This window comes from Paenibacillus artemisiicola (assembly GCF_017652985.1).
Lineage (GTDB): Bacteria > Bacillota > Bacilli > Paenibacillales > Paenibacillaceae > Paenibacillus_Z > Paenibacillus_Z artemisiicola.
On record NZ_JAGGDJ010000014.1, the window covers coordinates 1 to 12,717 of the forward strand.

General features: G+C 67.2%; 9 protein-coding genes and 1 riboswitch. Of the genes, 1 reads left to right on the forward strand and 8 read right to left on the reverse strand.

What is annotated here, in order from left to right; genetic code table 11:
* Both I8J29_RS17190 and I8J29_RS17195 read right to left on the reverse strand, forming a co-directional pair.
* A partial coding sequence (locus tag I8J29_RS17190) for an energy-coupling factor ABC transporter ATP-binding protein (RefSeq protein ID WP_208848768.1) occupies positions 1-1,098 on the reverse strand: 1,098 nt, incomplete at its 3' end.
* Positions 1,095-1,958 carry an energy-coupling factor ABC transporter ATP-binding protein gene (locus I8J29_RS17195; protein ID WP_208848769.1) on the reverse strand — a complete coding sequence of 288 codons (864 nt, stop codon included), beginning with the start codon at positions 1,956-1,958 and terminating at the stop codon, positions 1,095-1,097. The genes I8J29_RS17190 and I8J29_RS17195, both read right to left, overlap by 4 nt.
* A gap of 98 nt (positions 1,959-2,056) precedes the next feature.
* On the opposite strand from I8J29_RS17195, the gene I8J29_RS17200 reads away from it, so the two are divergent.
* Positions 2,057-2,677: a biotin transporter BioY gene (locus I8J29_RS17200; protein ID WP_208848770.1), complete on the forward strand. Its 621-nt coding sequence runs from the start codon at positions 2,057-2,059 to the stop codon at positions 2,675-2,677.
* Between the two features lie 39 nt (positions 2,678-2,716).
* Here I8J29_RS17200 and I8J29_RS17205 read toward each other — a convergent pair whose 3' ends face one another.
* From I8J29_RS17205 to I8J29_RS17230, 6 genes are all read right to left on the reverse strand, one after another.
* Positions 2,717-3,298, reverse strand: a complete 582-nt coding sequence (locus I8J29_RS17205; RefSeq protein ID WP_208848771.1) for a hypothetical protein — start codon at positions 3,296-3,298, stop codon at positions 2,717-2,719.
* Between the two features lie 157 nt (positions 3,299-3,455).
* Positions 3,456-5,306, reverse strand: a complete 1,851-nt coding sequence (gene atzF / locus I8J29_RS17210; protein ID WP_208848772.1) for an allophanate hydrolase — start codon at positions 5,304-5,306, stop codon at positions 3,456-3,458.
* Positions 5,303-8,974, reverse strand: a complete 3,672-nt coding sequence (uca, locus tag I8J29_RS17215) for an urea carboxylase (protein ID WP_208848773.1) — start codon at positions 8,972-8,974, stop codon at positions 5,303-5,305. Before uca ends, atzF begins: the two co-directional genes overlap by 4 nt.
* 90 nt (positions 8,975-9,064) lie before the next feature.
* A complete protein-coding gene (locus tag I8J29_RS17220) occupies positions 9,065-9,715 on the reverse strand; it encodes an urea amidolyase associated protein UAAP2 (protein WP_208848774.1) in 651 nt (216 codons plus the stop codon).
* 20 nt (positions 9,716-9,735) lie between these two features.
* A complete protein-coding gene (locus I8J29_RS17225) occupies positions 9,736-10,464 on the reverse strand; it encodes an urea amidolyase associated protein UAAP1 (RefSeq protein WP_208848775.1) in 729 nt (242 codons plus the stop codon).
* A 47-nt stretch (positions 10,465-10,511) separates the two neighbouring features.
* Positions 10,512-10,643: riboswitch (guanidine-I (ykkC/yxkD leader) on the reverse strand.
* A gap of 134 nt (positions 10,644-10,777) precedes the next feature.
* Complete coding sequence (locus I8J29_RS17230) at positions 10,778-12,706, reverse strand: LTA synthase family protein (RefSeq protein ID WP_208848776.1); 1,929 nt, start codon at positions 12,704-12,706, stop codon at positions 10,778-10,780.
* Positions 12,707-12,717: the final 11 nt, after the last annotated feature.

A 12,717-nucleotide genomic window follows, 5' to 3' on the forward strand; every position in this document is an offset into this window, starting at 1 on the left:
AGACGGCGAGCTCGCATCGGCGACGAGGGTCGGCGTTGCGGCAGCCGCGGTCGTTCCCGGCGGCGCGCCGGACGCGCCGGCCACGGTCGGCTGCTGGTTCGCGGACTTCACGGCGGGAGGCGAAGACGTTGCGCCTGGCGAGCCCTTTTCCGGCGGCGCGCCGGTTCTGACCGCATACCCCGCTTGTCCGTGCTCGCGGGCGAAGACGTCGTCCGGCCGGAGCGCCGCAAGCGCGCCGGCCAGCCCGCGCGGATCCCAGACCGCGTCTTCGGGCGCGCCGAGCGCCAGCCCGATTCGCGCGACCGCGAACCAATCCGGCACGTCCATGCCCGCTTCGGCGAGCCAATGCGGATTGGCGAGCAGCTCGCTTCGGCCGCAGGCGCGGACGGCGCCGTCCGCATGCAGCAGCAGCACGCGGTCCGCGAGCGCGAACGCCCAATCGCTTTCGTGCGAAATCAGCAGCACGCCCTGCCCTTCCGAGGCGCGGCGGCGCAGCTGTGCCGCGAGCCGCTCGTGGCCGTCCGCGTCGAGCCCGGCCGTCGGCTCGTCCAGCAGCAGCCACGCCGCCGGGGGCGCGAACAAGCAAGCCAGCGCCGTGCGCCTCCGCTCTCCGCCGCTCATCGCGTACGGATCGCGCGCCAGCCATTGCCGATCCCAATCGACCGTCCGCAAGGCGTCGTCCGTCCGCCGCTCGAGCTCGGCTTCCGATAGCGCGTACGGGCGGAGCGAGTAACGCAGCTCTTCGCGCACGGTCCGAAGAAAGAGCTGCTCCTCGGGCGACTGGCAAGCGTACGCGTACGCGAGCAGCGCGCGCGGATTCGGCGCGAGCCGCGTCCGCCAGAGCGTCCGTTTGCGAAGCCACATCGCTTCGCCGCCGAAGGCAATGGTCAGTCGGTCGGGCTCGCGCAGCCCCGCAATCGTCTCGAGGAGGCGGGTTTTGCCCGCGCCGTTCGCGCCGGCGAGCACGGTAATCGTCCCGGCCGCCAGCTCCAGCACGTCCGCGTCCGCGTCGGAATCGCTCCTCGTCCTCCCCCCTGCAGTCTCGCCGACGAGCCTTATCCCATGCAAGCGCAGCGAATTCCCGTGCATGCCGTTCATCGCGCGCTCACCTGCCTCAGCGCCTCGTCCCAAGCTTCCGCATCGCCGGCTTCCGGGAACGGCGGCCGCAGCCTGCCGGCGCGGCCCAGCTCGAGCGCAAGCCGCGCGACGTACGGCAGACGCAGGCCGCAAGCCGCGCACGGCGGTTCCTCCGCGCCGACTTCGCGCGGATACCCGGCGCCGTACAAGAATTGCCCGCCGCTCCCGTCGAACGCGACGCGGCCCTCCGCCATCGCGACGACCCGGTCCCCGGCGCCCAGCTCCTGCAGCCGCTGCGTCACCCACACGACCGCCGTCCCTCCGCGGTGCAGCTTCGCTGCGATCGCGCGCACGCCGCGGCGCGACTGCTCGTCGAGCATCGAGGTCGCTTCGTCGAAGACGATGAGCGGCGTCCGCGTCGCCGAAGCCGCGGCGACGGCCGCCAGCTGGCGCTGCCCGCCGGACAGCTTGTCCCACGTCAGGTCCGCGACGGCCCCCAAGCCGGTCTCGAGCAAAATCGCTTCGGATTCCGCCAGAATCCGCTCCGGCGGCAGTCCGCGCCATTCCAGCGCGAACCGGATCTCCTCGCGCGGCGTTTCCGCGAACAGCTGCGCGTCGGGCTGCTGCATGACGTACGGCGACGGCAGCCCGCCGGCGAAGCCGCGGTTCCACGTGCCCTGCACGCCGTCGATGACAAGGCCGGCGAGCAGCCGGGCGAGCGACGATTTGCCGCTGCCGTTCAAGCCGACGAGATTGAGCCATTCCCCGGGACCGAGCTCCATATGTATATCCGCCAGCCGCGGCGCCGTCTCGCCCGATTCCGGCGCGCGCGGGATCGTCACATGCTTCAAAACCAACTTGCTCTCTTCGCGATCTTCCAACCCGATTTCCCTCTTCCCAAAAGTTTACTCCCATGCTATGATGCTAATTGTTAACCATCACCAGATAACAAGGTTAACATTCAGGAGGAGAAATGACAATGACTACTCTACCGACCGAAACCGCTCAAACCGCCATCGCGGACGCCAAGCGCGCCGATTCCGCCGTCTGGATCCGCAGCGCCGTCTTCACCGCCTTGTTCGCCGCGCTCTTCGTCGCCTTCAGCTTCGTGAAAGTGCCGCTGTGGTTCACGGCCGTGCCGATCACGCTGCAGACGCTCGCCGTCATGCTCGCGGGCGGGCTGCTCGGCGCCGGCTACGGCTTCCTCAGCATCTTCATCGTCGTCCTGCTGTCGGCGGCCGGGCTGCCGCTTCTCGGCGGCAGCGGCGGCATCTCCGTCCTGTTCGGCTTGACCGGCGGCTACATCTGGATGTTCCCGTTGTCCGCGCTGCTCATCGGGCTCGCCAGCGACCGGCTGTTCGCCCGCGCGAAGAAGCTGAACCGCGGCGGCTACGCGCTGCTATTCCTCAGCCTCGTGCTGTTCAGCGTCCTGCTCGCCTATGCCGGCGGCGTGCCGTGGCTGGCCTTCAAAGCGAAGCTGAGCTTCGGCGCCGCGATGAAGAGCGGCTGCTACCCGTTCCTGGTCGGCGACTTCATTAAAGCCGCCATCGGCGCGTTCATGATCGGCACGCTCCGCCCGCTGCTCGCGAGACTGCGTTAAATGCAAGGAGGCGCCTCGCGCCCCTATCGTCCAGCCCGCCTATAATCCGAGCTCCCGGCGCAGCAGCCGGGTCAGCTCGGCCAAGGTGGGCTTTTTGATCGTAATGACCAGCTTGTCGCCTTGAAGCGCCGCGGAACGGATGCGAATCGGCTTCGGCACGCTGCTTCCGAGCGGAATGACGATGTCGTCGAAATAGCGCTTCGGCAGCGTCCGGCTTCTCAGCTTTGCTTCGTCGACGACAGCCACGAGATTCGGATCGCGCCACTGGACGCGGTAATAGACGACGACGCCGACCGGAATCCGGTTTTTCACCTTCAAATTATAATGCGCCGCGATGCGCCCGTCCTCGATGTCGAAGCGCGCCCCCGTTACCGTCACGTCCGGGCCGTAACGCGGATCGGACGCGATGTACGCCTTGGCGATGTTGTCGACGTCCGATTCCGAGAGCGCCAGCGTCGTGCTCAAATTCTTCGCCATCCCGATCGCCCGCTGCTCCAGCGGCACGGTCCGGTACGCCAGATCGAGCTTCTCCTGCGGCTTGACGTACCACAGCCCCGCGCCCGCCAGAGCGGCGATCAGCAGCAGCAGGACGCCGAGCGCCAGCAAGCCTTTCTTCACCATATCGCGTTCACCCCCGACGCTTCTATTATACGCTTCAACCGCGAGCGCCTTCTAGTCCGGGGGAATTCGGGGCGCGAACGGCAAAAAGCCGCGCCTCATCGGGACGCGGCCTTGCGGCGCGCGAGCAGCCGGCGCGACCGTCGGCATGCCGCGGGATTCAGCTTCGCGAAAGCAAGGCTTTGCGCCAAGAACCCGCCGCCGTGATGTCCTCGGCGCCGGCTTCGGCATACGCCTCGCAGACGAAGCCCGGCACCTCGGCGCCGTCGCTCAGCTCCACCTTGCCGATGCCGAGCGGCGCCGGTATGGACGCGACGAAGCCGCCGAACGCCGCGAGCGGCATCTCCCATACCTCCAGCGCGACGGCCGCGCCGCCCGTCTCCACCTTGATCATCCCCGGCTTCGCCGGCACGGTCGGCAGCTTCACGAGCCGATACTTCGGCGCGCTCTTCGCCTCTCGGACGAATACGGCGCCGCAGGCGCGCATCTGCGGCTCCAACGGGAAGCCGCGCATGTGAAGGCCGCACACGGCGACGAGCGTCGTGGCGGGCTTCGCCGCTTCCGGCGGCGCGATCGTCTCGACCGCGCGCGGCGCCGCCGCTTCCCGGCTCGCCACGGCTTCGATCCTCCCCGCAGACTCCGCCAACGCGCCGCGCGCGGCTTCGAACGCCGCAGCCGCGCCGACGATCAGCGACTCGTTGTCCGCCGTCGCGAAGAAGGTGACGCCGAACGGCGTCCGTTCGCGCACCTCGCCCGCCGGCACCGCGACCGCGCACAGGTCGAGCAGGTTGCAATGGTTTGTGTACCGCCCCATGTCGCCGTTCGTCGAAATCGGATCCCGCCGCACCTCGTCGCGCGTCCAGGTGCCGCCGCATGTAGGCAGCAGCAGCACGGCGTCCGCGAGCAGCCCGCGCGCCTCCAGCTTGAGCGCCTGCAGCCGGTGCGCCGCCCGGAACGCCGCGGCTGCCGTATACGCCGGCGACGCGCCGGTGCGCAGCACCCGCTCCGTCACGGGATGCGCCGCGCCCGGATGCGATGTCACGAAATCGCCGAGATCCGCCCAGCGTTCGGCGACCAGCGGGCCGTCGTACAAGATCGCCGCCGCTTCCGCGAACAACGCTAGATCCGCCTTGACGATCGGCAGGTTCATCGCTTGGGCGGCCGAGACCGCGTCCGCCCACGCCGCCCGGTATTCCGCCGCGAACGGCCCGTAGAACGCCGGCGTCTCCTCCGGCAGGCAGACCGCCGACGGCAATCGTCCCCGCCGCGGAGCCGGGATCGCCTTCGACCACGGGTCCGCCGCTTCCGGTCCGCGCGCCGCGGCGTCGACGGCGAGCGCGTCGTCCAGGCCGTGCGCGAACACCGTGACGCAGTCGAGGCTCGCGCAGGCCGGCAGCACGCCCTTCGTCGGCCAGGCGCCGAGGCTCGGCTTGTAGCCGACGAGCCCGTTCAGCGCCGCCGGCACGCGGCCCGAGCCCGCGGTATCCGTGCCGAGCGCGAACGCGGCCTGCCCGCGCGCCACCGCGACGGCGGAGCCGGAGCTCGAGCCGCCGCTGATGAGCTCCGGCCGCAGCGCGTTATGCGTCTCGCCGTAAGGGCTGCGCGTGCCGACGAGGCCGGTGGCGAATTGGTCCAGGTTCGTTTTGCCGACCGGAATGGCCCCGGCGTCGATCAGCCGCCGGACGACGACGGCGCTCGCGTCCGGCTCGAACGCGAAATCCGGGCAAGCGGCGGTCGTCGGCAGGCCGGCGACGTCGATGTTGTCCTTCACCGCGAACGGGACGCCCCAGAGCGGCAGGCTGCCGGGATCGGTCCCCTCCAAGCGCTTCAAATGCGGCGCGATCCGCTCCATGGCGGGCGGCGTGATCCAGATCCGCATGTCCGCGTCGCGTTCGGCGCGCCGGACGATTTCTTCCGCGACTTCCACCGGCGTGATCGTTCCGTCCGCATACCGCTCCTTCAGCCAGGAGACGGTCAAGTGTTCGGGCCATTTCTCGTTTGCGCGTCTCATGCGATGGACACCTCTCTTTCGCTTTCTTGGACGAGGCTGACGATCAGCTGGCCGGCATGCACTTCGTCCCCCGGCTTGACGAATACGGCGGCGACGTACCCGTCGCACGGCGCCGTCTGATTGAACTCCATCTTCATGCTTTCCTCGATGATCAGCGTCTCGCCTTTCTTCACCGCCTGCCCCGGGTTCACCAGCACCTTCCAGACGCTGCCCGGCATGGAGCAGCGGACGCCGACCGCGCCGTCCGGCAGTTCGTCTTCTTCGGCCGGCTTCGCCGCTTCGCTCTCGGAGACGTATTCGGCGAGTCCGAGCGCCTTCCACCGCTCGCGCTCCGCCCGGAACGCGGCCTGCTGCGTCCCGGCAAACGCTACCGCGCCGTCCTCGATCGAGGCGAGGAACGCCAGATAATCGCCGAGCTTGAACGTCGTTTCGACGATATCGGCCTCGAACCGGCCGCGCGCGAAGTCTTCCCGCAGCCGAAGCAGCTCGTCGGCGCCGACGGGGTAGAACCGGATTTGATCGAAGAACCGCAGCAGCCACGGCTTGCCGGCTTGGAAGCTCGCCGTCTCGCGGTTCAGACGGTTCCACATTTGGATCGTGCGGCCGACGAACTGATAGCCCCCCGGGCCTTCCATGCCGTATACGCACATGTAGGCGCCGCCGATGCCGACGGCGTTCTCCGGCGTCCACGTGCGGGCCGGATTGTACTTCGTCGTCACGAGCCGGTGGCGGGGGTCGAGCGGCGTCGCGACCGGCGCGCCCAAGTAAACGTCGCCGAGCCCCAGCACGAGGTAGTTGGCTTCATACACAATCCGCTGCACGTCGTCAAGGCCCTCCAGCCCGTTGATCCGGCGGATGAACTCGAGGTTGCTCGGGCACCACGGCGCGTCCGGCCGGACGTTGCGCTGATAACGCTCGATCGCCAGCTGCGTCGCGGGATCGTCCCACGACAGCGGCAGCCGCACGACGCGCGACGGCACCTCGATCGTTTCCAGCGGCGGCAGCCCGCGGTCCAGCTCGAGGATGCGCGCGCACGCGTCCTGCACCGTCGTCGCCTTCGGATCGATATGCACCTGCAGGGATCGGATGCCCGGCGTCAAATCCCGCACGGGAATCGCGCCGCTCGCCCGGATCGCCTCCATCAGGGCGTGAACCTGGAAGCGCAGCGTCAAGTCGAGCACCATCTCCCCGTATTCCACGAGCAGGTTCTCGTCGCCGCTGCAGCGGATCGTAATCGGGAAACGGCGATGCTCGGTCTCGCGGTGCAGCAGCGGATAGGACGGCGCGAGCTCGATGCCCGGCGCCGGCAGCACGGCCGGCCGCAGCCGGTCGAACGCGCCTTCGCCGATCGCGTCGAGATTATCGTCGTGCAGGCGCCGCATGGCGTCCGCTTCCTCGAGCGTCAGCAGCCGGAACCGCACGCGGTCGCCGGGATGCAGCTGGCCGAGCTTCCAGAACTCCGCCGACGCCGTCGTCACCGGGCAGACGAAGCCGCCGAGGCTCGGGCCGTCGGGGCCGAGCAGGATCGGCATGTCGCCCGTCAAGTCGAGCGTGCCGACCGCGTACGCGTTGTCGTGAATGTTGGACGGATGGAGGCCGGCCTGGCCGCCGTCCTCGCGCGCCCAATGCGGGGCCGGGCCGATCAGCCGGACGCCGGTGCGCGAGCTGTTGAAATGCACTTCGAATTCGGTGTTCGCCAGCTCCCGCAAGTAGCTCGGCTTCAAATATTCTTCCGTGCAGTGCGGCCCCGGAATGACGCCGATCGTCCACTCCCGCGCCATGGCCGGACGGAAGCGTTCCGGCAGCTCCCGCGGCGCCGCCAACCCGGCCGGCTCCGCCGCCCGAGCTGGCGTCCGTCCCGCGCCGCCGACGGCGAGCACGTCGCCCGCCCGCAAAGCCCGGCCGCCGTGGCCGCCGAAGCCGCCGAGCGTGAACGTCGCGGCGCTGCCGAGCGTCTTCGCCACGTCGAAGCCGCCGGCGACGAGCAGGTACGCGCGCATCCCCGCCTTCGCTTCGCCGAACCGAAGCTCCTGGCCTCGGCGGACGCGGACCGGCCGGTAGTACGGCACCGGCTCGCCGTCCAGCTCCGCCTCCATGTCCGCGCCCGCGAGGCACACCGTCAGGTCGCCGCGGAACGCATAGGCGCCGCCGCGCAGCGTCAGCTCGAGGCCGGGCGCGTCGTCCGGATTGCCGAGCAGCTTGTTGCCGATCCGGAACGACAGCGGATCCATCGGTCCGCAAGGCGGCACGCCGACGTCCCAGTAACCGGTCCGGCCGGGCCAATCCTGCACCGTGCTCTGCACGCCGCCGTCGAGCACCTCGATCGCCGCTTCGGTCGGGGCGAAGCCGTTCAGCAGCTGCGTGTAGACGTTCCCGCTCCGGCAATCCGGATCGTCCAGCAGCGCCCGCACGTACGACAGATTCGTCGTAACGCCGTAGAGGCGCGTGCCGTCGAGCGCCGCGGCCAGCTTCGCGAACGCGTCCGCGCGGTTCTCGCCGCGGACGATGATTTTCGCCAGCATCGGATCGTAGAGCGTCGTCACCGTCAGCCCGTCGCGCACCCACGTCTCCACGCGGGCGTCCGCCGCGAATGCCGCGCGGTCGAGCTTGCCGGCGCTCGGCCGGAATTGCCGCAGGCAATCCTCCGCGTAAATGCGCGCTTGAATGCTGTGCCCTTCGGGACGGGGCACCCGCGCCTCGATGCCGCGCAGCTCGTCCGCCGCCTCGAGCACCATCCATTCGACGAGATCGACGCCGAGCACTTCCTCGGTGACGCCATGTTCGACCTGCAGCCGCGTGTTGACCTCGAGGAAGTAGAACCGGCACGTCTCGGGGTCGTACAAATATTCCACCGTGCCCGCGCTGCGGTAGCCGGCTTCGGCCGCGAGCCGCTTCGCCGACGCGAACATCGCTTGGCGGACGTCGTCCGGCAGATTCGGCGCCGGGCTTTCCTCGATGACCTTCTGATTGCGCCGCTGGATCGAGCAGTCCCGCTCGCCGAGCGCCGCGACTTCGCCGAACCGGTTGCCGAAAATCTGCACCTCGACGTGGCGGGCCTTCGCGATGTATTTCTCGAGGAAGATGCCGCCGTTCTTGAAGTTCGTCTCCGCCAGATGGCGCACGCCGTCGAACGCTTCGCGGAGCGCGGCGGCGTCGGCGCAGACGCGCATCCCGATGCCGCCGCCGCCCGCCGTGCTCTTCAGGATGACGGGATAGCCGATCGCGTCCGCCTGCGCCAGCGCCTCATCCGGGTCGGCGATCAGCCCCGTGCCCGGCAGCAGCGGCACGCCGGCGCGTTCGGCGATGCCGCGCGCGGTATGCTTCAGGCCGAACAGCTCCATCTGCTCCGGCGTCGGACCGATGAAGGCGATGCCGCGCTCGCGGCAGGCGCGGGCGAAGGCCGCGTTTTCGCTCAGGAAGCCGTAGCCCGGATGGATCGCTTGCGCGCCCGTCTCCACGGCGACCCGAAGAATCCGTTCGGCGTCGAGGTAGCTGTCCTTGGCCGGTCCCGCGCCGATCGGCACCGCTTCGTCGGCGCGGTCGACATGCAAGCTGTCTTGATCGGCGGTCGTGTATACGGCGACGGACGCGATGCCGAGCTTGCGCAGCGTTCGTTCGATGCGTACGGCGATGGCGCCGCGGTTGGCGATAAGCACTTTGGTGAACATGGTCGTTCCCTCCCGAATATCCGTATCTTCTCTAGCTAACCATTGGAACGCGTCCGAGCCGTCGACCGGTCTCGAACCAGGAGCTCCGAATCAGGGGTTCCAAATCAGGACGCGAATCGGCGTCGGATCGTACGCGTTGCACGGGTTGTTCAGCTGCGGGCAGTTGCTGATCAGCACCGTCGTGCGGGCGATCGCCTTGAGCTCCACATAGCAGCCCGGCGCCGAGACGCCGTCCGCGAACGTCAGCCCGCCTTCGGGCGTAACCGGCACGTTCATGAAGAAGTTGACGTTCGGCGCGAGGTCCCGCTTCGTATAGCGTCCGTCGTGCCTCGCCAGCTGCAGCATGAACGTATCGCGGCAGTTGTGCATCTGCAGCTTCTCGTGCGCGTACCGGACCGTGTTGCTCTGCGCGGAGCAGGAGCCGCCGACCGTATCGTGACGGCCGCACGTGTCGGCGACGATCCGCGCGAGCGGCTTGCCGGATTCCGCCCGCAGGACGGAGCCGGTCGTCAAGTACAGATTGCCCTGGGCCGCGATCGTATTGACGGCGCTGTAATGATCGTCCGGGTTGTCGGCGTCGAAGAAGAGCGTATCCGCCGCCTGATTGCCGGCCAGGTCGACGATCCGGAGCGTCTGCCCCGGCTCCAGCACGTTCATCCAGCCGTCGCCGGCCAAGACGGTCTCGTCGTGAATCGCCTGCTCCTCGAGCAAGCTGCTTTCGGTTCGAATAAATGCGGTCATCGGTTCAACCTCCTTGTAGGTTAGCGGACGGCCAGCAGCCGGTATTCCGCGGTATTCTCGAACGCGCGCCGGTTCTCGGCGCGGTATTGGAAGCAATAATCCGTCGCCGGATCGAACGGCGGCGCCGCGGAGACGTCCAGCTTGACGGAGGCCGCAGGATAAGTCGTCCCCGGGTTGAGCGGATTCGGCGTGTTCGACAGCACGACGAGCACGTCCATGTCGGTGCGCAGCGTCACGGCCGCGCCTTCCCGGCAGTGGTCCGCGTCGTAGATCAGGCGCCCGGCCGAATCGCAGGACACCTTGGCGAACAGGTTCACGACGGGACCGAGGTCGCGGACGCCGAGGCCGCACCGCACGAGCTCGACCGCGAAGTTCTCGTAGCCGCTGCGATGCCAGCCGTTGCGCTGCGTCTGGTAGTCCGTCGCCCCGTACTTGGCGTCCGTCGATTCGCGCGTCGTGAGGCCGCCGATGGGATCGTGCCAGCCGAGACCGTCTTCGACGATGCTCGCCAGCACGCGCCCGTTGTCGCTCATCAGGACATTGCCGCGCGTCAGGCGGGCCGTGTACTGAGCTTTCAGCGTATCGGGCATGTTGTAGCGCTCCGTCAAATCGTTCGCGTGAAACAGCGTCAGCGCCAGGTTGGCGTCCGGCTGCAGCGCCGTAAAGGTCAGCAGGCGGCCCTGCGCGACGACGCCGGACCATTTGTCCCCCGGCGCGAACGTCTTGCTCCACAAGGTTGAGCTCGTCATGGATAATTCCTCCTTTTGTCGTGAAAACAAAAAAGCCCGGGAGCATGATCTCCCAGGCTTTTATCCTTCCGTGTTATGCAGCCGCCGGAAGCCGAAGCATCCGCGTGCCGCACACCGTCTCTCGGACCAGGCTTGACGTCAAGAAAGCGAACGCCAACGGAACCCTAGACAGCTTTTTCGTTCTCAATAGCTAACATGAGAACCGATATGCGATTGTCAGTACCTGCCGTTGCTGCTCATTATAGCCGCGGCCTTCCCGGTCTGTCAATCGCTATGTCAGCTTTTATTACATATGGTTTGTTCGACGCTCGGTTCAACGCTTCGGCAGCGAACGGACATACTTGTCCGACACGTCCATCAGCTTCAGGATATAGTCGTAGTCCTTGCGGTAAGGCGCCAAGTCCGTCACCGGCTTCAGCGTCCGCAGGTCGACGGCGGTGCCGTCGTCGAAGCTTTTGCCCGGCACGAACAGGATCTTGTCGTTGAAGAACGAGCCGGTCGGCAAATAATAACGCGACCCGACGACGTTATGGTCGATGTTGAGCAGATCGTGCCCGAACGCCGTGTAGTTCGCCTGCTCGAGCGAGATGCCGAGCAGGTTGGCGATCGTCGGCATGATGTCGACCTGGCCGCCGACCCGATCGACCACCTTGCCCTGCCGCTCGCCCGGCAGATGGATGATGAGCGGAATGTTGAAGCGCGATACCTGCGGATCGTACGGCACGCCGAGCGCCTTCGTGACCGCGTTCGGGTCGTTGTCGGTCGGCTGCAGGCCGAAATGGTCCCCGTACAGCACGAGCACGGTGTCGTCCCACAGGCCGCTTGCCTTCAGGCGGTCGATCAGCGTGCCGATCGCGTAGTCCGTGTAATTGACGGCGAGCAAATAATTGCCGAGCTGCGTCCCCTTCAAATCGTCCGGCAGCGTCATCTTGGCGCGGCCCGCCGGCACGTCGAACGGGAAGTGGCTCGATACGGTGATCATCTGCCCGTAGAACGGCTGCTGGGTCTTGGCGATTTCGCCGAGCTTCTCGACGGCTACCCGGTACAGCTCCTCGTCGGAGGCGCCGAAGCTGTTGAAATGGTCGTTCTTGTAATACGGCTTGTCGTAGTACCGGTTGAAGTTGAGCGCCGCGTACAGCTTGTTGCGGTCCCAGAACGTCACGTCGTTGACGTGGAACGTGTCTGCGGCATAGCCGTTCTGCTGCAGCAGCCGCGGCAGGCTCGGCACGTTCCGGTCGCCGTAGCCGGTCGACATGGCGATCTTGGCGGTCGGATAGATCGACGTGTTCGACATGAATTCCGCGTCCGACGTATTGCCTTGGCCGATTTGTTGGAAAATATGCGGGAAATACAAGCTGCCGTCCGCCAGCCCGTTCAGCACGGGCGTAATCTCCTTGCCGTTCAGCTTCAGATGGATCGGGAAGTTCTGGAACGCCTCCATTTGGATGACGATGACGTTCTTCCCCTTCTGCGTGCCGAAGTAAGCGGGCGCGCCGCCCGGCTTGTCCTTGTACGGATACGTCGCCTGCAGGTCCTTCGCCTGCTTGACGAAATCAGCCGTGTTGCCTTCGGAGGCGATGCTGTTGTCCTTGGCGTCCTTGATGGCCGCGGACACCTGGTAATTCAGGAAACCCTCGTCCTCCGCTTCGACGAGCTCGTTCTCGATCGGCATGCCGACGTGGATGATCCGCGCGGACATCGCGACGCAGAGGATGAACAGCGCGCTCAGCACGACGCGGTACATCGGAGTCGCCGCGGAGAACGCCTTGCCCCGGCTTCCCCGCCGGACGGCCGCCGCGGCGGCGATCCAGACGACGAGCCCGATCAGCACGTCCGGGAAGAACCAATAATGGCTCCAGCGGATCGTCGATTCGACGCTGTCCTGGATTTTTGTGACCTGATGCAGCTCGTAAAGAGCGGTGTACGTCGGCACCGAGCCGAAATGCTCGAAATAAACGGCCGACGAAAAAAACAGGAGCGACACGAGCAGGTTCAAGCTGCCGTATGCCCATGCTTTGAACCGGGCCGGCGTCGCGAGCTCCAGCGCGCACAAGAGCACGAGCAGCGCGGAAGCGTCGGCGAAGAGCCGGGGCCACTTAATCTCGCCGAACAGGAAGTAGCGCAGCAGCGCCAGCTTGGCGAGCAAGATCGCGATCGCGACGTAGAACAGCGGGACGCGGAGCTTCCGCTCGCCGCCCAGCCGCACGACCGTTTCGTTGGGACGTGATGTCGTATAGGCCATATATCGTTACA